General features: G+C 44.4%; 20 protein-coding genes. 17 read left to right on the top strand and 3 right to left on the bottom strand.

What is annotated here, in order from left to right:
* Window positions 1-78: 78 nt before the first annotated feature.
* Window positions 79-267, top strand: a complete 189-nt coding sequence (locus LWP20_RS11160) for a BF3379 family histone-like protein (RefSeq protein WP_242928225.1) — start codon at window positions 79-81, stop codon at window positions 265-267.
* An 81-nt stretch (window positions 268-348) separates the two neighbouring features.
* Here the strand turns inward: LWP20_RS11160 and tyrS are convergent, their stop codons facing one another.
* Both tyrS and LWP20_RS11150 read right to left on the bottom strand, forming a co-directional pair.
* On the bottom strand, window positions 349-1,653 hold the full coding sequence (gene tyrS, locus LWP20_RS11155) for a tyrosine--tRNA ligase (protein ID WP_242928224.1): 1,305 nt from the start codon (window positions 1,651-1,653) through the stop codon (window positions 349-351).
* Window positions 1,654-1,854: 201 nt separating this feature from the next.
* Window positions 1,855-3,372: a malate:quinone oxidoreductase gene (locus LWP20_RS11150; protein ID WP_242928223.1), complete on the bottom strand. Its 1,518-nt coding sequence runs from the start codon at window positions 3,370-3,372 to the stop codon at window positions 1,855-1,857.
* Between the two features lie 333 nt (window positions 3,373-3,705).
* Between LWP20_RS11150 and LWP20_RS11145 the strand changes: the two genes are divergently transcribed.
* The 12 genes from LWP20_RS11145 to trmB all read left to right on the top strand — a co-directional run bounded on the left by LWP20_RS11145 (window position 3,706) and on the right by trmB (window position 17,716).
* Window positions 3,706-5,007 (top strand): NCS2 family permease, encoded by a 1,302-nt coding sequence (locus LWP20_RS11145; RefSeq protein WP_242928222.1) that lies wholly within the window; start codon window positions 3,706-3,708, stop codon window positions 5,005-5,007.
* Between the two features lie 137 nt (window positions 5,008-5,144).
* Complete coding sequence (locus LWP20_RS11140) at window positions 5,145-5,945, top strand: HipA family kinase (RefSeq protein ID WP_242928461.1); 801 nt, start codon at window positions 5,145-5,147, stop codon at window positions 5,943-5,945.
* A complete protein-coding gene (locus LWP20_RS11135) occupies window positions 5,923-6,306 on the top strand; it encodes a DUF3037 domain-containing protein (RefSeq protein ID WP_242928221.1) in 384 nt (127 codons plus the stop codon). Before LWP20_RS11140 ends, LWP20_RS11135 begins: the two co-directional genes overlap by 23 nt.
* Before the next feature lie 196 nt (window positions 6,307-6,502).
* Window positions 6,503-7,549: a DNA polymerase III subunit delta gene (holA, locus tag LWP20_RS11130; RefSeq protein WP_242928220.1), complete on the top strand. Its 1,047-nt coding sequence runs from the start codon at window positions 6,503-6,505 to the stop codon at window positions 7,547-7,549.
* A gap of 233 nt (window positions 7,550-7,782) precedes the next feature.
* Window positions 7,783-10,860, top strand: coding sequence for a tetratricopeptide repeat protein (locus LWP20_RS11125; protein ID WP_242928219.1), 3,078 nt, complete (start codon window positions 7,783-7,785; stop codon window positions 10,858-10,860).
* Between the two features lie 32 nt (window positions 10,861-10,892).
* Window positions 10,893-12,581 carry a TonB-dependent receptor gene (locus LWP20_RS11120; RefSeq protein ID WP_242928218.1) on the top strand — a complete coding sequence of 563 codons (1,689 nt, stop codon included), beginning with the start codon at window positions 10,893-10,895 and terminating at the stop codon, window positions 12,579-12,581.
* 6 nt (window positions 12,582-12,587) lie between these two features.
* Complete coding sequence (locus LWP20_RS11115) at window positions 12,588-13,745, top strand: HU domain-containing protein (protein WP_242928217.1); 1,158 nt, start codon at window positions 12,588-12,590, stop codon at window positions 13,743-13,745.
* Window position 13,746: 1 nt separating this feature from the next.
* Entirely contained in the window at window positions 13,747-14,457 is a 711-nt protein-coding gene (locus tag LWP20_RS11110; RefSeq protein ID WP_242928216.1) for a MotA/TolQ/ExbB proton channel family protein, read from the top strand.
* A gap of 2 nt (window positions 14,458-14,459) precedes the next feature.
* On the top strand, window positions 14,460-14,861 hold the full coding sequence (locus LWP20_RS11105) for an ExbD/TolR family protein (protein ID WP_242928215.1): 402 nt from the start codon (window positions 14,460-14,462) through the stop codon (window positions 14,859-14,861).
* Window positions 14,862-14,875: 14 nt separating this feature from the next.
* Window positions 14,876-15,754 (top strand): hypothetical protein, encoded by an 879-nt coding sequence (locus LWP20_RS11100; protein ID WP_242928214.1) that lies wholly within the window; start codon window positions 14,876-14,878, stop codon window positions 15,752-15,754.
* 14 nt (window positions 15,755-15,768) lie between these two features.
* Entirely contained in the window at window positions 15,769-17,061 is a 1,293-nt protein-coding gene (locus LWP20_RS11095) for a bifunctional folylpolyglutamate synthase/dihydrofolate synthase (protein ID WP_242928213.1), read from the top strand.
* Between the two features lies 1 nt (window position 17,062).
* On the top strand, window positions 17,063-17,716 hold the full coding sequence (gene trmB / locus LWP20_RS11090) for a tRNA (guanosine(46)-N7)-methyltransferase TrmB (RefSeq protein ID WP_242928212.1): 654 nt from the start codon (window positions 17,063-17,065) through the stop codon (window positions 17,714-17,716).
* A gap of 81 nt (window positions 17,717-17,797) precedes the next feature.
* Here trmB and LWP20_RS11085 read toward each other — a convergent pair whose 3' ends face one another.
* Window positions 17,798-18,418, bottom strand: a complete 621-nt coding sequence (locus LWP20_RS11085) for a phosphoribosylanthranilate isomerase (protein WP_242928211.1) — start codon at window positions 18,416-18,418, stop codon at window positions 17,798-17,800.
* A gap of 240 nt (window positions 18,419-18,658) precedes the next feature.
* Here LWP20_RS11085 and mnmA point away from each other — a divergent pair, with 240 nt between their 5' ends.
* From mnmA to rpe, 4 genes are all read left to right on the top strand, one after another.
* Complete coding sequence (gene mnmA, locus LWP20_RS11080) at window positions 18,659-19,789, top strand: tRNA 2-thiouridine(34) synthase MnmA (RefSeq protein ID WP_242928210.1); 1,131 nt, start codon at window positions 18,659-18,661, stop codon at window positions 19,787-19,789.
* Complete coding sequence (locus tag LWP20_RS11075; RefSeq protein ID WP_242928209.1) at window positions 19,786-20,541, top strand: hypothetical protein; 756 nt, start codon at window positions 19,786-19,788, stop codon at window positions 20,539-20,541. Before mnmA ends, LWP20_RS11075 begins: the two co-directional genes overlap by 4 nt.
* A gap of 58 nt (window positions 20,542-20,599) precedes the next feature.
* Entirely contained in the window at window positions 20,600-22,186 is a 1,587-nt protein-coding gene (locus LWP20_RS11070) for a S8 family serine peptidase (RefSeq protein ID WP_242928208.1), read from the top strand.
* A 168-nt stretch (window positions 22,187-22,354) separates the two neighbouring features.
* Window positions 22,355-23,014 carry a ribulose-phosphate 3-epimerase gene (rpe, locus tag LWP20_RS11065; RefSeq protein ID WP_242928207.1) on the top strand — a complete coding sequence of 220 codons (660 nt, stop codon included), beginning with the start codon at window positions 22,355-22,357 and terminating at the stop codon, window positions 23,012-23,014.
* Window positions 23,015-23,024: the final 10 nt, after the last annotated feature.

The following is a 23,024-nucleotide window of genomic DNA, read 5'->3' as shown; positions in this document are numbered from 1 at the left end:
TTCTTAATTTTTGCTTGTTATGATTAAATGTGTATATTAGAGTTATAAAACAATTGTTTCACTATAACAATAGCTCTAATGAACAACAACTTTAGCAAACTGAAGGATCTTGTAATGTCGTTGGAATCTGATTTCGAAAAGTTCTACGACAAGAACAATGCAGCTGCTGGTACACGTGTACGTAAAGGTATGCAAGACCTGAAAAACATGGCTCAGGACATCCGTAAGGAAGTTCAGGACATGAAAAACTCTGCTGAGAAAGCTTAATAAGCAAATTGCTTAAGACATTAACAAAAAAGGTGACCTATTTCAGGTCACCTTTTTTGTGTTTATATACTTAGTTATCAGTTAGTTAACAGATACCAGGTAATAGTTCTTCTTGCCTTTCTGTACAACCAGGTACTTCTGCTGCAACAGCTCGTAAGCTACTTTATCTTCCGGGTTACCAATCTTCTGGCGGTTTATGCTTACGCCGCCGTTTTTGATCATGCGCTTAGCCTCGCCTTTCGATTCAAATATTTGCCCACCTGTCAGGTCAGAAAGCAAATCGCTTACAGTTGGGGCTTCCTCATACTTAACGCGTGCTACTTCAATTTGAGGCACACCTTCGAACACCGACAGCAAAACTGACTCTTTTAGGCCTTTTAAGGTCTCTAAATCACCCTTGCCAAATAAAATTTCTGAGGCATCTACAGCCGCCTGGTAGTCCTCTTCAGAATGTACCCGAATTGTAACATCCTTAGCTAAGGCTTTCTGCAAAATACGCAGGTGCGGGGCTTCTTTATGCTCAGCAGTTAAAGTTTCGATCTCATCCTGTGGCAGGAGCGTGTATACTTTTATCAGCTTTTCAGCTTCCTCGTCGGAGAGGTTAAGCCAGAACTGGTAGAATTTGTAAGGAGAGGTTAAAGCCGGGTCGAGCCAGATATTACCGCCTTCTGATTTTCCGAATTTAGTGCCATCCGATTTTGTAACCAGTTTACCTACCAACGCAAAAGCTTTGCCGCCATCCATGCGGCGGATAAGCTCGGTACCGGTGGTAATGTTGCCCCACTGGTCTGAAGCACCCATCTGTAGTTTTACACTCTTGTTTTTGTACAAATGGTAAAAGTCGTAGCCCTGTATAAGTTGGTAAGAAAATTCTGTAAACGAAAGACCCTCCGCACGGTCTCCTTCTTCAACGGCGCTGATGCGTTTCTTAACAGAATCTTTGGCCATCATGTAATTTACAGTCAGGTGTTTGCCCACCTCACGCAGGAAACCCAGGAAGCTGAATTCTTTGAACCAGTCGTAATTATTAACGATTTCTGCTGAATTGGCACCGCTATTAAAATCCAGGAACTTCTCCAGTTGTGCTTTTATACCTTTCTGGTTAGCACGCAGGGTTGCCTCATCTAACAGGTTACGCTCAGCTGATTTTCCGGAAGGGTCACCGATCATACCGGTAGCACCACCAACCAAAGCAACTGGCTTATGGCCGGCGCGTTGCAGGTGTACCAAAAGCATAATAGTAGCCAGATTACCAATGTGCAGCGATGCAGCAGTAGGGTCGAAACCAATATAACCCGTTGTCATTTCGGCTTTTAATTGCTCTTCTGTACCGGGCATGAAATCGTGGAGCATGCCTCTCCATCTCAGTTCTTCTATTAAATTCATGTAAGCCTAAATCGTCTGTTCAGGGCAAATATAAAAAAGAGTTGGCAGATTAGTGGGGCCGTTGAATAATGATGTGGGGTATTGCTGTTAATTCTAAAGTATAAATTGAGGTTTTGAGGCTGGGTAAGCATTTTTATACTTGAGGAGAGTACATTACATTAAATTAAATGCACCTTCCTCAAGTATAGTTAGTTACTGTTTTTACTTTAGTAGCTCTTTGTATTCTAACCCCAGTACTTCACATGTCCAGGTGCGTACTCTTTCCAGTAAAGCTGCATCTTTTGCCAGCGACTGGCCATAGGAAGGGATCATCTGTTTAATTTTTTCCTGCCATTGCTGCGAGTTCATATGCTCGGGAAAGCAGCGTTCAAGTAGTTCCAGCATAATAGAAGCCGCGGTAGAAGCGCCCGGAGAGGCACCGAGCAGTGCGGCCAGCGAGCCATCCGAGGCGCTTACCATTTCAGTCCCGAATTCAAGTACACCACCCTGTTTCGGATCTTTTTTGATTACCTGCACACGTTGCCCTGCTATTTCCAGTTCCCAGTCTTCTGCCCGGGCATTCGGGTAATAATCCCGCAACGAAGCCAACCGGTCTTCCGGCGATTGCCGCACCTGGTTAATGAGGTACTGTGTAAGCGGAATATTTTTTATACCAGCCGCTACCATGGGGCGCAGGTTAGTAGGGCTTACCGAGAACGGCAGATCGAATAAGGAGCCATTTTTAAGGAACCTGGTAGAAAAACCAGCATAGGGCCCAAAAAGCAATTCTTTTTTACCATTAATATACCGGGTATCCAGGTGCGGCACCGACATGGGAGGAGAGCCAACAGAAGCCTTGCCGTATACTTTAGCCTGGTGTTTTTCGATTACGGCAGGGTTCACACATTTAAGCCATTGCCCGCCAACTGGAAAGCCACCATAACCTTCTCCTTCCGGAATGTCCGATTTCATAAGCAAGGGTAAGGATCCGCCTCCGGCACCTATAAACACAAACTGGGTATAAACTTTTCTTTTTTCTCCCTTTGTCCGGTCTTTCACTTTTATGCGCCAACTGCCATCTGACATGCGACGTATTTTGCGAACTTCGTGGTTAAAATAGAGGTTTATACCTTCCATTTTCTTTAACTGATTGAACATACTTCGGGTTAATGCCCCAAAATTTACATCGGTACCAATTTCCATGCGGGTTGCGGCAACCTGCTCAGCCGGATTACGACTCTCCATGGTGAGTGGCATCCATTCCTTCAGCTGGTCAGGATCTTCAGAGTATTCCATACCTTTAAAAAGGTGGCAACTGGTTAGTGCTTCATGCCTTTTCTTCAGAAAGTTTACATTCTCCTGCCCCCAAACAAAGCTCATGTGGGGTATACTTCTGATAAAATCTTCTGGTAAGGCAATGTGTTCCTGTTGTATGAGGTAAGCCCAGAACTGCCGCGACACTTCAAACGATTCGGCAATTTTTACTGCTTTTGATGTGTCGATAGAGCCATCAGGCAATTCAGGGGTATAATTTAATTCACAAAAAGCGGAGTGGCCGGTTCCGGCATTGTTCCAGGCATCTGAGCTTTCAGCGGCGGCAACATCCAGGCGCTCATAAATATCAATTGTAATGCCGGGGTGTAGTTCTTTCAGCATCATGCCAAGGGTAGCACTCATAATGCCGGCACCAATCAGGATAACATCCGGGCTAGTTGCAGTTGCTTTATCTTTTAAAATCATAGTTCATACATTGTTAGTAATGCCCTTTTAGTTAAATACGGGGCACCTTTTGAAGGAATACAGTTTATACGATGATTTTACTGCGAGATGCCTTTGATGATGACGTAGGAAATAAAATCGTGTGATGGCGTACTATTGCTGAATGAATCTTAACTGTATGAATTGTTTTATAGCGGTAATTTATAGGGTTAAAATATTAGAATAAGAAAGTAGTTATCCTGAAAACGGTAATTGGAAATTTGCCGAAATCATTGTTATGCTTTTTTATTAATTTCAAGCTTCACTATTGGCTGCGATTTTTAAGGCGGCTCCACGTTTTCATACTAACTCCGAATGGAATCATACTTTGAACTGAAAAAGAACGGTACCAACATCCATACTGAAATTATAGCGGGTGTTTCTTCTTTTCTGGCTACGGCCTACATTATTGTAGTTAACCCCAGCATTTTAAGCCAGGCGGGTATGCCTTTTTCAGGAGTACTGACAGCTACAGTTCTGGTGTCTTTTTTTAGCAGCGTGATGATGGGGCTTTATGCCCGCAACCCGATTTTGGTTGCTCCTGGCATGGGCCTGAATGCTTTTTTTACCTATTCAGCGGTATTAGGTATGGGCATAAGCTGGCAGGTTGCGCTGGGAGCTGTATTCTGGTCTGGTATAGTCTTTCTCATACTTTCGGTATTTAATATTCGAACGCATATTGTTCGGGCTATTCCGCGGCCGTTGCGTTTTGCTATTGCGGCAGGTATAGGCTTGTTTATCTGTTTAATCGGTTTTGCTAACGCCAAGTTTATAGTTGCTAACCCGGCTACTATTATCGGTATTAGTCCTATGAACCCGGCATTGCTCACATTTCTGGTAGGCCTTTTACTTACGGCTGTACTTTTGGTGAAAAATGTGAAAGGAGCCATGCTGATAGGGATCATTTTTACTACACTGGCAGCTTATCCGTTAGGTCGCTGGTGGGCTACAGACATGGAGCCCCTCATACACTGGAAAGGTCTTTTGTCTTCACCAGATTTCAGCCTGGTAATGCAGTTAGATCTGGTAAACTCTTTACAGTTTTCGGTTATTCCGGTGATATTTGCTTTCGTTTTCACGGATATGTTTGATAGTATTTCAACGTTTGTAGGGCTGGCAGAAGCGGCAAACCTAATGGATGAAAACGGTGAGCCGAGAAACGTAAAACAATCGTTAACTACTGATGCGGTTGCAACTACACTGGCTGGACTGGTAGGCTCAAGTCCTGGTACTGCTTATGTAGAGTCTGCGGTAGGTATTGAGGCGGGCGGCCGTACCGGCTTAACGGCTGTTGTGGGTGGCTTGCTTTTCCTGCCATTCCTTTTCCTGGCACCGTTGCTTTCTATTATTCCGCCAATTGCTACAGCACCGGCTCTGGTGCTGGTTGGAGTTTTTATGGTGCGCCCTGTAACTAAAATTAACTGGACAGAGCTTGATGAGGCAATTCCTGCTTTTCTGGCAATGGTGCTTATTCCGTTTACTTATTCTATAACGCAGGGTATTATCTGGGGTTTCCTGAGTTGGACCGCTTTAAAACTGGTTTCCGGTAAGCCAAAAGAAATTAGCCTGGCCCTCTGGATAATAGATATTTTTGCCATAATGGCGTTGGTATTGTAGAATTGTCCTCTACCTGAATTTCAGATACAAGTATAAATAAAGACTGTATTTGAAGCTTTTTTACCCGACTTCCGTTTCAAACCGGATTAGCCTGAAATGGCTTATCCGAGGAAGTATATAGTATGATTAACTCAACTATGAAGTATAATCCGCCAGAATTAAGAACAGTTAATGTAACCCGCTATGTGACGCCCCTGCGGGAGGGCGGCTCTTTGCCTGCCATAGTGGAAGCAGACGATGAGTTCATGTATGTACTGAAGTTCAGGGGAGCCGGCCAGGGAGTAAAAGCGCTTATTGCTGAAATCATTTCCGGTGAAATTGCCCGTGCGCTTGGGTTTAGGGTGCCTGAAATCGTGTTTGTGAACCTGGACGAAGCCTTTGGCCGGACCGAACCTGACGAGGAAATTCAGGACTTACTGCGTGCCAGCGAAGGCCTGAACCTGGCGCTTCATTACCTTACCGGCGCCATCACCTACGATGCCCTGGTTACAACCATTGACGCAAAACTGGCCTCCCAGATAGTATGGCTCGATTGCCTGGTTACCAACGTTGACCGCACTGCCCGCAATACCAATATGCTGATGTGGCACAAGCAACTATGGCTGATAGACCATGGAGCCTCTTTATACTTTCATCACTCCTGGACTAACTGGGAAGAACAGGCTAAGCGGCCATTTGCACCTATAAAAGATCACGTGCTGCTGCCTCAGGCCAGCGAACTGGAAGCCATTGATGCCGAATTCAGAAGTATACTTGGCCCGGAAGTGATCCAAAGTATAGTATCGCTTATCCCGGATGCATGGCTCGCTGGAGAAGAGTCGCCTTTTGCTACTGCAGAAGAACACCGACAGGCTTATGCCTATTTTTTAAATACCCGTATTGCCCATTCAGAAATTTTTGTCAAAGAAGCGCAGCATGCAAGAAAAGCACTTATTTGAGTATGCCGTAATCCGTGTGGTTCCGCGGGTAGAGCGTGAAGAATTCATGAATGTGGGCGTAATTCTGTATTGCCGTAGCCTTGGGTTTCTGCAAACTGTTTACGAACTCAACGAGAACCGATTGAACGCCTTTGCAGGAGATCTGGACATCCAGGAACTCAAAGCGCGCCTTCAGGCTTTCGAGAAGATCTGTGCAGGCCGAAAAGAAGGCGGCACGATCGGACAGTTATCAATTTCAGAGCGTTTCCGCTGGTTAACAGCAGCCCGGAGTACTATCGTGCAAACATCGCCTGTACACCCTGGCTTGTGTGATGATGCCCAAAAGATGCTTACACATCTGCATACAGAACTGGTGCTCTAGGCTTTCAGCGGCTTATACTTGGTATCAGCATAAATCCTGAAAAGAAACTATACTTTATCAATTATCAGGATTTATACTTTGAGTTTGGCTGCAGTGGGTTAAATTTGTAGGAGAGAGGTGGCGCAGGAAGTATAAATATTACTGCCGAAGTATAACTTCCTGACTCGCCTTATTTTACCTTAACCTATTGCAACTGATGTCGCACACACCCGAAGGCATACTAGAACAGCTTAAAAAACGCCAGTTCGCACCTATATATTTCCTGCAGGGCGAAGAGCCATACTATATTGACCTGATTGCCGATTACATAGAAGCCCATGCGCTGCAGGAGCACGAAAAAGGCTTTAACCAGGTGGTGATCTATGGAAAGGATGTAGACGTTAGCACGGTGCTGCTGCAGGCCAAGCGTTTCCCGATGATGGCCGAGCGACAAGTAGTAATTGTAAAAGAGGCCCAAAGTATACTGGATATAGAGAAGGAAGAAGGCATGAAACAGCTCGAAGCCTATCTCCAGAATCCGCTGCCATCAACTATACTTGTTTTCTGCCACAAACATAAATCATTGGATGGGCGCAAGGCGCTGGCAAAAGCAGTAAACAAACACGCTATACTTCTCACTACAAAAAAACTTTACGATAACCAGGTGCCGGCCTGGGTGACAAGCTATATCAAGTCGAAGAGCCTGAAAGCGACGCCGCAGGCAGTAACCATGCTGAGCGAGTTTATTGGTTCTGACCTGACCCGCCTGGCTAATGAAATTGATAAACTGCTGATAAACCTGCAACCAGGACAGCCTATAGATGAGCGCGTGGTGCAGGAGAATGTAGGCATCAGCAAGGAGTACAATATTTTTGAGTTACAGTCGGCACTTATTGCGCAGGATGCTCTGAAAGCAAACCGTATTATCCAGTATTTCGAGGCCAATCCTAAAAACAATCCGCTTATCCCGAACCTGTCGCTGCTGTTTTCGTTCTTCACCAAGCTTTTGTGCTTGCACATGGCAAAAGATAAGTCGGAGCCAGGCATACGCAAGGAGTTGGGTAATAAAGGATTCCTGGTAAAAGAGTACATGCATGCCCTTCGTGCTTATCCGGGGCAACGCACCGTTGATATCATCCATTTTATTCGGGTAGCCGACCTGCAGGTGAAAGGTATAACCGGGGGTGATATGTCGGAGGGCGATATACTGAAAGAGCTGGTTTTTAAGATTCTGCACCCGGTTCCGCGTGCGCTGGCATCGTGATTTTAAAATTTATACCTGGCAGTACAATATAAAGCCAACTGTACTCATTGTATAAATATTACTTAAGATCCGTTGCTGCGGTGCAGTTATGCCGGGGCAATGAGTTTTCTTTTTTTTATTAACTTTGAGATTGGCCGACAAGGCTGAAAAGTATAGCCAATGTATAAAAACGGCTCATACTTAACCAAGACACACAAGATACACGTGCCCGAGATGGGCAAACAGATAAAAATATGAAGATAGCGTACAAAGTAGCACTTGCATCGGTATTAGCTGGTGGCTCGCATGTTGTAGCGGCACAGCACACGCAGGTTTTCACTTCTGAAGATAAGTATTTCCATGAGGGCGTTGAGTTGTTTGACCGCGCCAAGTATGGCTCGGCACAGGAAGCTTTCAGAAAGTATATAAACCTGATTGGAGATGATGCTAAAACGGCCGACGCACAATACTACTACGCTATCAGTGGCTTATACCTGCTGCACCCCGATGCAGAACAGCTTATACTTAACTTCACTAAAAAATACCCTTCTCACCCCAAAACTGCATCGGCAAACTACGAGCTGGGCCTTTACTATTTCGAGCGTAAAGACTACAAAAATGCAGTGGAGTATCTTAAACGTGCCCCGGTACATTTACTAAGTATAAAGCAAAACAAAGAACTCGAGTTTAAACTGGGCTATTCATATTTTGCTACAAAGGATTTTAAGAATGCCAAAGTATACTTCGATAAGAACAAAACTTCCGGGTTCCGCAAAGATGAGCACCGTTTTGCATATGCGTCTAACTACTATGCCGGTTACATTGCTTATCGCAATGGCGATTATGCCGCAGCCAAAGCAGATTTAAAGATTGCCGAACAGAACGAAGCTTATGCCCAGATCGTGCCTTACATGGTTACTGAAATTCTGTACAAGGAAAACGATGTATATGAGGTAATTCGTTATGGAGAGGCAGCGCTGGCTAAAACGCCTAAAGTACAGCAGGCTGATGAGATAGCGCTTTTGGTAGGCGATGCTTATTACCAGCGTGGCGAGTATAAAACGGCTGCCAAATATTTTAACCAGTTTGCCGAAGGCAAGAAAAGCCTGGATGAAGTAGTGCAGTATAAGATCGGTTTCACTAATTACAAGAACAACGATTACAAAAACGCTATTACCAATTTTAAAGCAGTAGCGCTTAAGAAAAGTGCACTTGGCCAGAACGCAGCCTACTATTTAGGACTTAGCTACCTGCGCGAGAACAACAAGCAATTCGCTTTAACAGCTTTTGACCAGGCCCGTAAAAACGATCAGGATAAAGACATTACAGAAGCAGCTACGCTAAAGTATGCGCAGGTAAGTTATGAATTGGGTAACCTGCGCGAGGTTATAAATGCGCTGGCTAATTTCGGTAAGGATTTCCCTGATTCGGACCAGGCCGACGAAGCCGACAACCTGATCAGCGAAGCATACTTCAACTCAAACAATTACCCGGAAGCTATTCGCCATATCGAAAGTATGCCGAAGAAAAGTTACCGTATTCTGCAAACTTACCAGCGCGTAACCTATTACCATGCAGTAAACCTTTTCAACGAAAGCAAATTTCCGGCGGCAGTAGCCATGCTGGACAAATCGTTGCAATACCCTTATGACAAGGATGTAACCACGGCCAGTCATTTTGTGAAGGGCGAGGCTTTTTCGGTAGGGCAGCGTTATGATGATGCCATTAATAGTTATGGTGCCGTGTTCCGTAACAGCAGTGCCGGTAAATCTGATTACTACACCAAGGCGCGTTACGGTATTGGCTATGCCTATTATAACACGAAACAATATGATAAAGCGCTTACACATTTCAGGGCTTATGTAAATGCTGTTCCGAAAAGCGATGCCAACTACTATGATGCAACCATGCGCCTGGCTGACTGCTACTATGTGAGCAAAAATTACGGCGAAGCGCTGGATCTTTACGACAAAGTAATTGCATCCAACTCTCCTGATAAGGATTATGCTTACTTCCAGAAAAGTGTTGTGTTAGGTATAAGCGGCAAAACTGATCAGGCATCTCAGAACCTGCAAACTATGCTGAAGCAGTATCCGAATTCGCGCTATGCGGATGATGCCAAGTATCAGCGTGCACTATTTGATTTTGAAGCAGGTAGCTATGCGCCTGCCATTACAGGTTTTTCTTCTATTATACAGAATAACCCCGATAGCAAGTTGGTACCAAATGCGTTGCACAAGCGTGGAATTGCTAACTCAAACCTGAAAAAGTATAACGAAGCTATTGAAGACTTTAAGCGTGTACTGGATGAGTATCCGTCGTCTAAGGTAGCAAGCGGCGCACTTTATAGTTTACAGGAAGTGCTGGCCACACAGGACAGAAGCGAAGAATTTGATACTTACCTGGCCAAATATAAATCATCAAACCCTGAAAGCACAGCTTTAGAAACAATTGAATTTGAAGCAGCTAAGACCCTGTATTTCAGTGAGAAATATGCTCAGGCAATTCCTAAGTTCGAGAACTATCTGACAACTTATGCCAAGAGCCCGTATGCGAGCAATGCCCGCTACTTCCTGGCAGATTCATACCTGCGCCAGAACAACCGCGAAACTGGTTTGCAGCGCATGAAAGAGGTGATCGCTGAAAATAAGTCTGAATATGTGAACCGCGCTATTCAGAAAGTGGCTGACTTGGAGTATGAAGGCAAAAACTATACGGAATCTATTAAATATTACAGCCGCCTGCGCGATGTAGCTGCGAACCGAAAAGAGCAGCAAACAGCGCTTACCGGTTTAATGATGAGCTACTACCGAACCAACGATTATGCAGGTTCCAAGCGAATTGCTAACGAGTTGATCAGCCAGGGAAATGCTGCGCTTAATGCTTTCAATACGGCTTTGTTATACCGTGCTAAATCTACTTACGGCGAGGGTAACCTGGAGCAGGCGCTAACTGAATTTAAAGAGACTGCCAAAACTGCTTCGGATGTTAATGGCGCCGAGGCGCAATACCTGGTAGCAGAAGTATATTATAAACAGAAGAAGTATAAAGAGTCGCTTGATGCGGCTTACGAATACAACAACAAGTTCTCTAACTATGATTACTGGCTTGGCAAGTCGTTCCTGGTTATAGCTGATAACTATACTGCACAGAACGAACTATTCCAGGCGCGTGCCACGCTGAACTCCATAATCGAAAACTCTCCGGAGAAAGAAATAGTAGCAGAAGCGAAGCAAAAGCTGGAAAAACTGGGAGGCGATAAAGCGGCCCCTGCATCAACGCCAGCGCAGCAGGATTCTACCGGCACACCTAAACAAGAGGAGCAGAAGTAATCATCCGAAGTATCAGAAGAACAGAACATCCCATGAAAAAGAAGATAAGAATAGCCTCGCTTGCCATTGTAATGTGTGTTGGTTATAGTTTTATGAACCAGGCACAGGCTCAAAATACAGGTTGGGGCGAAGGCTCAAAACTGGAAGATGCTGAAATTGTGGTAGAGAAAAACCGGGTGATAGAATTACCGCAGGCTGCCCGTAACTTCGAGAAATTCAGGATACAGCAGCCAACTACCGGCGAGCGCAACGTACGTTACCGTTTCACAGATTACCGCCTGCCTTCGCAGGATATTAACCTGCAAATGAAGGTGCTTACGATAAAGCAGGACGAGCTGAATAAACTTTACGGTAACTACCTGAAAGCTGGTATTGGTAACTATGGTACGCTATACTTAAAAGGCTATTTCCATAACAAGCGCAACGATGTTGGTTCTTATGGCGCAGAAGTTAGCCACGTAGGCTCAGCCAAAGGGCCGGTAGACAGAGGTAATTCTGCTGTTGCCAACTCTATGCTGGGTGTTCACGGCGAACGTTACATGAAAGGCTTCACGGCCGGTGGCAGACTTAACTATGGCCGCGACAAGTACCATTTTTATGGCTACAAACCTGTTGCCGATACCGAAGTTGATAAAGATACGATCCGCCAGGTGTTTAACCGGGTGGCCGCTGAAGGCTTTATGCATAACCAGACATCCGGAATGCCTTTCCTTTACAACGCAGGTATAAAATTCAATTACCTGAACGATCGGTTTGACATGAGCGAATCGAACCTGGCCTTTAAGGTAACCGGTGAGTACAGCACCGATTCAATTTCCGGCTTTAAAGTTGATGCTGACCTGTCTATACTTTCACACAACGACTCTGCCAACGTAAGCCGCTCTTACTTTAAATTGGCCCCGACTTACGAGCGCCAGCTGGGTGCCTTGCGTCTGGCCATTGGTGCGAACGTTGCTTACACCGGCGATACCGTTAACGATGCCCGTAAGTTTAATGTATACCCGATGGTACGTTTAGGAGTGGAGCCTATTAAAGATAACCTGTTGATTTACGCTGGTTTGGGTGGTGATCTGCAAAGAGTTACTTTATATGGGTTGACAGAAGAGAATCCGTTCTTGGCTCCGAATGTACGCGTAGCAGATACAAACAAAGGTCTGGAAATTTACGGGGGCATGTCGGCCAACATTGCCAACTATGTACACCTTACAGGCCGCGTAGCTTATCAGAACATCCGTAATTTATACTTCTATAACAGCTCGCTTTCTGACTCTACCAAGTTTGACCTGGTTTATGACGATGGTGTAACAAATGTTTTAAATATTTTTGCAGAGGCAGTATTTAATTATTCTGATGAGATTCGCCTGGGTTTAAAGGCTGATTATAATAAGTATAACACGGCCAGCTTAGAGCAACCGTTTCATCGCCCTGAGATGATGGCCAGCGTTTTCGGTACCTATAACTTCTACGATAAGATTCTGTTTAATTCAGAACTTTACTATATTGGTAGCTCGTTTGGGCGTATCACACGACCTGACGGTACTTCGGTGTTGCGGGAAACCGACAGCATCGTAGATCTGAACCTGAAAGCGGATTACAGATTCTCGAATAAATTCACAACATTTGTGATGGCCAACAATTTGTTTGGCAAGAAGTACGAACGGTTTGTAAATTACCCAAACAAAAGTATAAACCTGATAGGCGGTATATCTTATTCATTCTAAGGCTTTATGGTAGAAAAGCACATCAAATCCTTGTTGTATGATCATGACTGTGTCATTATTCCGGATTTTGGCGGACTGATAGCGCGTTATGTTTCTGCCAGGATTTACCCGGTTAAGCACACCATCGTGCCACCTTCCAGGCGCATTGCCTTCAACGAAAAGCTTGTTCTGAACGATGGCTTACTCATAAGCTCAATCGCCTACCACAAGAACATTTCGCAGGAAGAGGCACAGCGTCTGGTGTCATCATTTGTGCATCAGGCTAAAAACCAGCTTGATACTGAAAACCGCTTTGAACTGCCAGAGATCGGTGTTTTTAAGTATAATGCCGAACGCAAACTGGTTTTTGAGTATGTAGAAGCAGATAACCTGCTGGAAGCAAGCTTTGGCTTACCGGAGTTAACCCTTCGGCCTATTAAAGCAGAAGAGCCGGCTGTACTGCGCACGCTGCTGAAAGATCGTAATATTGCACCAGTAGCTACCAAACAGCCTTTACGCAAGCGCCTGAAGCGTATTTACAATGTAGCGGCGGCCCTGGCACTTAGTGGCATTGTGGGTTCAGTTTTCTACTTACTATCACTTCAGAATGACTATAATCTGAGCAGCCTTAACCCGATGTCTTTCTTCGGTACATCTACTAATATCGGCGACAGGGTAGTATCAAGGTATACCTCAAACTTTATTCCGCTTACAGAAGAAGAACGTGCTACAGTTTACGAAGCTATAATTCCAGCTTATACTCCGGTAGCTGAAGTTACAGAAGAAGCATGGGCAGAAGGTGGAGAGCAGTTTGCCGATAGTACTTCAGAGAATGAAAGTATAACTTCTGATAGCCTGGCTGAAGGATTTGGTGTTCAGGAGGTTGAGCAAGTTAAAGAAGCTGTTGCGCCAGTAGCTGAAACTAAGTCTGAAGCACTTATAATTAAAGAAAAGACTGGACGTTTTTACATTATTACCGGCGGATATGCGCGTTTACATAATGCTGAGATCAACCGTGATGACATTATAAATAAAGGACAGAAGGCGGTTGTGCTGGAGCCTGTACGTGGCAGCAGACTTTTCCGTGTAGCCGTTGCTGATTTTGCTACTGAAGAAGAAGCGAAGGCTGCCCTGAAAGATTACAGAAAAACATTCGGAGAAACCATTTGGGTACTTAATAACTAACATGACCTCATTCTTATTACAAATTACTACTACGGCTCCTGCCGATACTACTGCTGCACTTGCTGAGGGTGCTGAAGCCGCAACTGAAACTACTGTTTCGCTGATAGATCTGGCACTTGCCGGTGGTTGGGCTATGATTCCATTAGCTTTATTATCACTGGCTGCGGTTTACATTTTCGTAGAGCGTTACCTTACGCTGAAGAAGGCAGCTAAAAACCCGGAAGGCTTTAACGACCGCATTAAAAGTATGGTATTGGCTGGCGATATTAACGGAGCTAAAATGCTTTGCGCGCAAACAAATACTCCGGTTTCCAGAATGCTGGCAAAGGGTATTACACGTATCGGTAACCCGCTCAAAAACATCGAGACCTCTATCGAGAATGTTGGTAAGATAGAGATCAGCCGCCTGGAGCGCAACCTGTCTGGTTTGGCAACTATAGCCGGTGCTGCGCCCATGCTGGGTTTCCTGGGTACGGTAACTGGTATGATCCAGGCGTTCATCGCCATTGCACAGGCCGAAGGCTCTGTTAGCCCGCAGTTACTATCAGGCGGTATTTATCAGGCGATGGTTACAACAGCTGCTGGTTTGATCATTGGTCTGCCAGCTTATGTAGGCTACAACTACCTGGTATCTAAAATTGATAGTATCGTGCATTCTATGGAGTACTCTTCAATAGAGTTCCTTGATCTTTTACAAGAACCACAGCTTTAAGAATGAATCTTCGCTCAAAAAACAGGATAAGTGCCGAATTCAGTATGTCCTCCATGACGGACATCATATTCCTGTTGCTTATCTTTTTTATGCTTACTTCAAACTTTGTTACACCAACAGGTTTGCCAGTGAACTTGCCTTCGAGCAAATCATCTAACATTGTGATGCAGAAGATAAGTGTAACAATAACGCCAGATCTGAAATACTATCTTAATGAGAAACCTGTAGCTTTTGACGAGCTTGAACCACAATTGGCAGCACTTTTGCAGGGAACTGAAGAAGGGGATGGCGTGGTTGTATTACACGTAGACAAAAGCGTACCAGTAGAGCACCTTGTTAAGGTGGCAGGTATTGCAACAGAATTAAAAGCTAAAGTTACGCTGGCCACTGTGCCAACAGAATAACTATTGATTAAAGTATGGCATTAGCCCTGACACAGGAGGAGGAAAAGAATAAGCGTATTGCAGCAGGCGTAAGCGTTGTCGTGCACGCTATACTTGTGCTTCTTTTGATTTATATTATGGCATGGCGCTCTCCGGATCCACCTGCAGCAGAGATTGGTATTGAATTAAATTTTGGAATGGACGCGGCTGGTAGTGGTAATGTACAGACAACTGCCGCAGCAAACGAATCAAAAAATGTAGCTGATAGTAAACCTGCTCCAACGCAACCAGATCCGGTTTCTGAGCCTAAACCTACTGTAACGCCAACGCCTCCAACGCCTACAGCAGCACCTAAAGTTGTAACCACAACTGCCGATGCCCCAGTTAGTGTAAAAGAGGAAGTTAAACCGGAACCAAAGCCGCAACCTAAAGAGGAAGTTGTAAAAAAGGAGCCTGAAAAGCCGAAATCATTATATCCCGGAAAGCCAACTAACAGCACAGGTAATGGCAAAGCCGGAACCTCAAATAACCCTACCGGTAATAACAACGGCGACGATGAAGGCAAAGTAGGAGATAAAGGATCGCCGGAAGGTAAGCTGGATGCGAAAGCACTGTACGGCAAACCAGGTGGAGGTGGAGGCGGAGAAGGCCTTGATATGCCAGGCTGGCGCTACGATATTCAACCGAAGCGTGACCCTTATGATAACGAGACCGGCTTTGTAAAATTCCGGATCAAAATCGACTCTGATGGTAACCTGGTTTCTGTAACTACATTGGAAAGTACCGTTTCTTCGCACGTAGAGAAGTGGTATAAAGACCAGTTACAAAAATCAACTTTCAGCAGGACTGGTTCAAGTTCTGCCGCCGCAACAGGAGCAAGTGGTGTAGTTACCTTCGTTATCAGATCCCGCTAAGTTTATTTTAATTTATGACTTATCAAGAGTGCCTTGATTACCTATACCAGCAATTGCCGATGTTTCAACGCATCGGCAATGCTGCTTTTAAGAAGAGCCTGGACAATATTATTTCGCTTTGTGAGGCACTGGGCCAGCCACAGCATCAGTTTAAAACCATACATGTTGGAGGCACAAACGGCAAAGGCAGTAGCTCGCATATGCTGGCTGCCGTTTTGCAGCGTTCGGGATACAAGACCGGACTTTATACTTCACCCCACCTCAAATCCTTTACCGAGCGCGTACGCATCAACGGCAACGAGCTACCACAGCAGTATCTCATTAATTTTGTAAAGCAGCATAAAAGCCTGTTCGAAAGTATAAAGCCATCCTTTTTTGAGATGACGGTGGCGCTTGCTTTTAAATACTTTGCAGATGAGCAGGTAGATGTGGCTGTAATTGAAGTTGGTTTGGGTGGAAGACTTGATTCCACCAATATTATTCAGCCGGAAGTATCGCTTATTACAAACATTGGTTACGACCACCAGGCTTTGCTAGGCGATACGCTGGAAGAAATTGCAGGAGAAAAAGCCGGCATAATAAAACCCAACACACCAGCTGTAATCAGCACCAGGCAAGCTGACATTGCGCATGTATTCGAAGAGAAGGCCGCAGTTGTACATGCACCTTTATACTTTGCAACAGATCATGTACAGGCAAACCTGAAAGAAGGCAACCTGGAGCAACAGGTATTTAATGTTTACCGAAATCAGGATTTATACTTGCCCGAACTGGCTTTAGACCTTGCCGGTATTTACCAGAAGTATAACCTGCCCGGTGTATTGCAAACTATTATTATACTACAGGAAAAAGGCTTTGCAATTACCGATGAAGCTATACGTGCCGGTTTGGCAAATACAAAAAGTATAACCGGCCTGAAGGGTAGGTGGCAGGTGTTAAGTAAAACTCCTTTAACTATTTGTGATACAGGTCATAATGTTGATGGAATAAAACAAATACTTGCACAGTTGCAGGCGCTGAATCCTAAGCAGGTACACATGGTTTTTGGAGCTGTAAACGATAAAGATATTACTACTATACTTGCGTTGCTGCCAAAAAAGTACCGTTATTACTTTTGCCAGGCGCAGATTCCGCGTGCTTTGCCAGTGAACGAACTTTATGAAAAAGCGGTTTCTGTTGGCTTAAGCGGTGAAGTATACACAACTGTACCCGAAGCAGTAAATGCTGCCAAACACAATGCTGCCCCCGATGATGTAATTTTTTTAGGAGGTAGTACCTTTGTAGTGGCAGAGATTGAAGAACTTTAGAATGGCAAGAACAAAGCTTAGAAAATTTAATGAGTTGGCCGAGCGTGAAAACGTGATCGAGCCTGATGATGCACAGTTTGGCCAGTTGGCCGGGAAGTGGCGCGAAGAACAATTCGAGAATAATAATCCTATTGTACTGGAGCTTGGTTGTGGTCGTGGTGAATATACGGTAGGTATGGGACGTCTTTTTCCAGACAAGAATTTTATTGGCGTAGATATTAAAGGCTCCCGCATCTGGAAGGGCAGCACTATGGCCATTGAAGAAGGCCTCTACAACGTAGCTTTTCTTCGCCTGATCATAGAAAGTATAGGCAGCCAGTTTGCTGAAGGTGAAGTAGATGAGATCTGGATCACTTTCCCGGATCCACGTCCGAAAGACCGCGACATCAAACGCCGTCTTACGTCGCCTCGTTTCCTGGAAATCTACAAGCGCATTCTAAAGCCAGGCGGTTTGGTGCATTTAAAAACAGATAACCAGTGTTTGTATGAGTATACCCTGGAAACTTTGCTGGAGCGCCAGGCAAAAAATCTTATCTGCACCGCTGACCTTTATACTTCTGATCTGCAGAACCATACGATGGGAATTTATACTACCTATGAGAAGCGCTACTTGGAAGAAGGCATTCCGATCAAGTACCTGCAGTTCTCAATGTAGAGCAAGTATAAACTAATAAGTATAATAAAGGCCGCTAAAATATATTTCAGCGGCCTTTTTTATACTTACAATTAACAGGAATTACTCTTCGATTTCTTCAAAAATATCCTGCAACTCATCAAAGTCTTTCAGGCCGGGTTTTATTTCGTGGCCTCCCTGTAAACCTATACCAGCTGGTTTTACTTTATCAAGTATAGTATTCACATTCTCTTTATTAATGCCAAAACCAATAATGATCGGGAATTTTTTTGCAACAGATTTTAACAAACGCGTATTGGTGTCATCTATGGTTGTAAAGTCGTTGGAATAAATAAGGAAGGAGTGCACTACCGGGCTATAGAGTTCCATCATTTCCAATAGTTCGCCTTCAACTGTGTCCTTATCAATAAAAATTTTTTGAATGACCGGGCGGTTTATTTCTTCTATCTCGTCTATCAGGTAGGCGGTGTCCAGTTGTATCAGGTCAAGCTTAAACTCTTCGGCAAGTTCGTTTATAACTTCGGGGCGGGCTCTTGTAAATTCGCCGGCCAGTTTCACGCCCGATACCCAGCTTGTAATTTCTTTCAGCATTTCAGGCGAGATCCGCTCCGGGCTGTCTAATCTTAAGTTAAACCCAATAATATCTACACCCATTCCGGCACAAAACCGGGCATCACTTAGGTTGTTTACACCGTTCACTATCACTGAGGTACGCAATCCCATTGAAATCTATACTTTTATTTGTAAGGTAAATCCGCTTTGAATTTTAATAGCCCAAAGTAAAACGCTTCAGGAGTGTTATGCTACCTTTTTTGCATTTTTTTTGTGAGAATCTATTTCCTCATTATTTGTATTCAAACGGTGTAACTACATTATTTAGTCTTCTGAATCTTTATAAGTGTGCGGTTGTTGCTATCTTTGTAGAAAATCTATATTTAATCGCACTTTCATTTTTAACTATATATGAGTAAGTTAGGAAGGGTATTGGTAGCTATGAGCGGTGGTATCGATAGTTCGGTGGCTGCCGTTATGCTGCATGAGCAAGGATACGAGGTAATTGGCATGACCATGAAGACCTGGGATTATGCCTCTAGTGGCGGCTCTAAAAAAGAGACTGGCTGCTGCAGCCTTGATTCTATAAACGATGCCCGTAATATTGCCGTACAGCTTGGTTTTCCGCATTACATTATTGATATACGTGAAGAATTCGGTGATTTTGTTATCAACCATTTTACGGATGAGTACATAGCCGGCCGCACGCCAAACCCTTGTGTGCTTTGTAATACGCACATTAAATGGGATGCGCTGTTGCGCCGTGCCGACCAGTTAGGCTGTGATTTTATAGCCACCGGGCATTACGCAAACATACGCGAGGAGAACGGACGCTATGTGATCTCTAAAGGATTGGATGAAAACAAAGACCAGTCTTATGCCTTGTGGGGAATTTCTCAGAAAAGCCTGAGCCGTACTATTTTCCCGTTGGGCAAGCTGCGTAAAACCGAGATTCGCCAGATGGCGCTTGACCGTGGCTTTACCGAGCTGGTTAATAAACCGGAATCTTACGAAATATGCTTTATACCAGATAACGATTACCGTAACTTCCTGAAACGCAGGGTGGAAGGCCTGGAAGAGCAGGTTGCCGGCGGCGAGTTTATTTTAGAGGATGGTACTGTGGTTGGTAAGCACGAAGGTTACCCGTTTTATACTATCGGACAGCGTAAAGGCCTGGGCATAGCTTTAGGTTTTCCGGCTTATGTAACGCGTATCGAGAAAGAAACGAACCGTGTGGTATTGGGTAATTATGAGGACCTGGCCAAAAACGCCATGACGGTAGGCAAGCTGAACATGGTAAAGTATGAAAACCTGATCGATCAGCCGATTCCGACTATAACCAAAGTACGTTATAACGACCCGGGCACACAAGCCATTATTGAACAGGAAGGCGATAAGATGAAAGTACACTTCCTGAGTGGAGTGCACGCCATTGCACCTGGCCAGGCGGCTGTGTTTTACGAAGGCGATGATGTTGTTGGTGGTGGCTGGATAGAAACAAACTATAACGAGTTTTACCCGTTGGATATACTTCCTTCATGAAAAAAATAGTGTTGAGTCTGGTGCTTGCAACTGCGTTTATAGCCGGTTGCGACGATAAGTTTGCAGAGCTTGATCCAAGTACTGCCGGCTATGATTATTATCCATTGGAAGTCGGTGATTACCGTATCTACGATGTAACTAACATTCGTTTTCTGCATAACGTGGGAGATACCACACGTTTTCAGATGCGTGAGTTAGTTGATACAACTTTCATAGACCAGACCAATACTGTTAACTATAAAATTATCCGCTCTATAAGGGCAGATGATAACAGCGAGTGGCAGGAAGATTCTGTAATGGTTGTAACAAAGTCTCTTACTAATGTTATCCTTACTAAGGATAATACAAAGTATGTTAAAATGGTATTTCCTGTAAAAGAAGGGAAAAAGTGGGCAGCTGATATGTATAACACCCATACCATACCAGAAGAGAAGCGGAATGATTTTATGAGTGATCGTGATCCGTTTAAAATAAAAGAGCCATCTACTTTTATAGATGTAGATAAGCCTTATAGTGTAGGTGGTAAATCATATACGAATACAGTCACCATTATACAGGGCACACCTATTGACCCTATTATGGGTATTGATGACCGTAAGGAGGTATATGCTAAAGGAATAGGTAGAGTTTACAGGATATTTAATCGTGCGACCTTTGCTCCATGTGCACCTAACCAATGTGCGTTCGGGGAGCAATTTAAACTAGACGGCCACGAACGGCACGAAGTGCTGGTTTCTTACGGAAAAGAATAACAAAATGCGCCATTTGCTCCTCTCTATATCCTTTCTGCTTTTATACTTGCCAAATGTTATGGCACAGCAGACAGGCAGCGGGGAGGAGCAAAAGCGTTTAATATACTTTACCGATAAGGCCAACTCTCCTTACTCAACCCAGCAACCACAGCTATACTTATCGCAGAAAGCTTTGGAGCGCCGTACAAAGCAAGGTATAAGTATAACCCCGCGCGACCTGCCGGTAAATGCTGCATATGTAAGCCGCCTGAAACAGTTGGGTGTAAAAGTATGGTATACTTCGCGTTGGTTTAACGCTGCTGTGGTGCAGTGCAACACAGAGCAACTTATTGAAATTCAGGCATTACCATTCGTTCGGGCTTCACAAAACCTTAACCGTATTGCATTTACAAACCAGCTAGCTCAGCAACTTAAGCCACAGGAACAGGTAGATGCCAGCCAGCTAACTGCTCCGGATGTAAAAGATTACGGACCGGCTTACCACCAGGCCAATATGCTGGGCGCAGATAAACTGCACGAAGCTGGTTATACCGGCGAAGGTATGACTATCGCTGTTTTTGATGCTGGGTTTCCGGCTGTAAATACGCTGCCCGCTTTTGCCCATCTCTACCAGAACAATAAACTGAAAGGCACTTTTGATTTTGTAACGAAGCAGCCGGATGTTTATAGCAACAGCTCACATGGCACCAGTGTTCTGTCTACTATGGCGGCAAAAGAGCCCGCTAAAATGATAGGTACAGCTTATGGAGCTAATTATTACCTTTTCCGGACAGAGGACGCTGCTACCGAGCATAACATAGAAGAGATAAACTGGCTCATAGCTGCCGAATATGCTGATAGCGCCGGCGTTGATGTGATCAATTCTTCGCTTGGTTATACTACTTTTGATGCTCCCTCCACTAGTTATACTTACGACCAGTTAAATGGTAACACAGCACTAATTACTAAAGCCGCTGACTTTGCTGCGGCAACGGGTATGCTGGTGGTAGTTAGTGCCGGAAACGAAGGCAACAAACCCTGGCGCTATATTTCGGCACCTGCCGATGCAGATTCTGTGCTGACAGTTGGTGCTGTAGACTCGCTCGGCATTAAAGCGCCTTTCAGTTCTTTCGGACCCTCAGCTGATGGCAGGATTAAACCGGATGTGGTTGGGTTGGGTTATAGGGCATATGTAATGAGCCCTAACGGCGCAGTTGTAAAAAGTAACGGTACTTCATTTTCGGGGCCAATAGTAGCGGGCATGGTTGCCTGTTTGTGGCAGGCCAATAACACCAAAACCAACCTGGAAATGATCAGACTGATGCGCCAGATCGGGAGCAATGCCAGCAAGCCGGATAATATGCTTGGCTACGGCATTCCCAATTATACCCGGTTGCTGGTTCAAACCCCTGCAGATGCGCTGATACTTACCAATCCTGTAACTTCAAACGAGCTTTTCTTAACTATAGGTAATAAATGGGCAACGCAACGCTCTACAGTTTATGTGTATGATGTTACAGGTAAAATGCTGTTTAAACAGGCTTTGCCTCCTAACCAGAACCAGCATGTCATTTCGCTGCGCCCTCAGGTGTTAAAGCAAGGTTTATACTTGTGTAAAGTTAGCGCTGGCACCGAAAGCAGTACCATCAGGTTTGTAAAGCTGTAAAGTATAAACAGGCGCTATCATAGTTATCATTTTTATTATTAACACAAGTATAAATACATTGAACAATGCCGAACCCTGACAAAGCTTTTGATGAATTTATACTTTGTTCTTTCCCAATTTATTTTCTCATATAGTTAATCTCGCATTGCAAAATCTTATATTTGATTCATGAAACCAATTATTGCCCCTTCTGTACTTGCTTCTGACTTTGCCAACCTGCAATCGGAGGTAGAAATGCTTAACAACAGCCAGGCCGACTGGTTACACATCGATATTATGGATGGCCGCTTTGTGCCGAACATTTCTTTTGGTTTTCCGGTAATGCAGGCTATCCAGCGTTATGCTAAAAAACCAATGGATGTGCACCTGATGATTGTGGAGCCAGAACTATACATTGAGCAGTTCAGACAAGCAGGCGCAGAAATTATTTCAGTGCATTACGAAGCCTGTAACCACCTGCACCGTACTTTGCAGCAAATTAAAGCAACCGGCGCTAAAGCTGGTATAGCTATTAACCCGCATACGTCAGTACAATTGCTGGATGATGTGATCGCAGATGCTGATCTGGTTTGTATCATGTCTGTTAACCCGGGTTTTGGCGGCCAGAAGTTTATTGAGAATACTTTTCGTAAAATAGAGGCGCTGAAGGACCTAATCATCCAACGTAACTCTAATGCGCTGATAGAGATTGATGGTGGCGTAAACCAGCAGAATGCACCACTTTTACTTGAAAAAGGTGCCGACGCATTGGTTGCCGGAAGCTTTGTTTTCTCTTCATCCGATCCGTTGCAAACTATAACTGATCTTAAAAACGTAACTGTAAACTAATATTCAGGCC

The sequence above is a fragment of the Pontibacter vulgaris genome, from assembly GCF_022758145.1.
GTDB lineage: Bacteria > Bacteroidota > Bacteroidia > Cytophagales > Hymenobacteraceae > Pontibacter > Pontibacter vulgaris.
Note: the sequence above shows the minus strand (reverse complement) of the source record. Positions and strands in the feature narration are given on the sequence as shown.

Bases quoted from the DNA above. Each gene is read 5' to 3' on its own strand.
- trmB (WP_242928212.1), top strand. From the start codon at position 17,063: ATGGCAAGAACAAAGCTTAGAAAATTTAATGAGTTGGCCGAGCGTGAA.
- LWP20_RS11135 (WP_242928221.1), top strand. From the start codon at position 5,923: ATGCAAGAAAAGCACTTATTTGAGTATGCCGTAATCCGTGTGGTTCCG.
- LWP20_RS11085 (WP_242928211.1), bottom strand. From the start codon at position 18,418: ATGGGATTGCGTACCTCAGTGATAGTGAACGGTGTAAACAACCTAAGT.
- mnmA (WP_242928210.1), top strand. From the start codon at position 18,659: ATGAGTAAGTTAGGAAGGGTATTGGTAGCTATGAGCGGTGGTATCGAT.
- LWP20_RS11145 (WP_242928222.1), top strand. From the start codon at position 3,706: ATGGAATCATACTTTGAACTGAAAAAGAACGGTACCAACATCCATACT.
- LWP20_RS11150 (WP_242928223.1), bottom strand. From the start codon at position 3,372: ATGATTTTAAAAGATAAAGCAACTGCAACTAGCCCGGATGTTATCCTG.
- LWP20_RS11160 (WP_242928225.1), top strand. From the start codon at position 79: ATGAACAACAACTTTAGCAAACTGAAGGATCTTGTAATGTCGTTGGAA.
- LWP20_RS11100 (WP_242928214.1), top strand. From the start codon at position 14,876: ATGGCATTAGCCCTGACACAGGAGGAGGAAAAGAATAAGCGTATTGCA.
- rpe (WP_242928207.1), top strand. From the start codon at position 22,355: ATGAAACCAATTATTGCCCCTTCTGTACTTGCTTCTGACTTTGCCAAC.
- tyrS (WP_242928224.1), bottom strand. From the start codon at position 1,653: ATGAATTTAATAGAAGAACTGAGATGGAGAGGCATGCTCCACGATTTC.
- LWP20_RS11095 (WP_242928213.1), top strand. From the start codon at position 15,769: ATGACTTATCAAGAGTGCCTTGATTACCTATACCAGCAATTGCCGATG.
- LWP20_RS11125 (WP_242928219.1), top strand. From the start codon at position 7,783: ATGAAGATAGCGTACAAAGTAGCACTTGCATCGGTATTAGCTGGTGGC.
- LWP20_RS11120 (WP_242928218.1), top strand. From the start codon at position 10,893: ATGAAAAAGAAGATAAGAATAGCCTCGCTTGCCATTGTAATGTGTGTT.
- LWP20_RS11105 (WP_242928215.1), top strand. From the start codon at position 14,460: ATGAATCTTCGCTCAAAAAACAGGATAAGTGCCGAATTCAGTATGTCC.
- LWP20_RS11140 (WP_242928461.1), top strand. From the start codon at position 5,145: ATGAAGTATAATCCGCCAGAATTAAGAACAGTTAATGTAACCCGCTAT.
- LWP20_RS11115 (WP_242928217.1), top strand. From the start codon at position 12,588: ATGGTAGAAAAGCACATCAAATCCTTGTTGTATGATCATGACTGTGTC.
- LWP20_RS11110 (WP_242928216.1), top strand. From the start codon at position 13,747: ATGACCTCATTCTTATTACAAATTACTACTACGGCTCCTGCCGATACT.
- LWP20_RS11070 (WP_242928208.1), top strand. From the start codon at position 20,600: ATGGCACAGCAGACAGGCAGCGGGGAGGAGCAAAAGCGTTTAATATAC.
- LWP20_RS11075 (WP_242928209.1), top strand. From the start codon at position 19,786: ATGAAAAAAATAGTGTTGAGTCTGGTGCTTGCAACTGCGTTTATAGCC.
- holA (WP_242928220.1), top strand. From the start codon at position 6,503: ATGTCGCACACACCCGAAGGCATACTAGAACAGCTTAAAAAACGCCAG.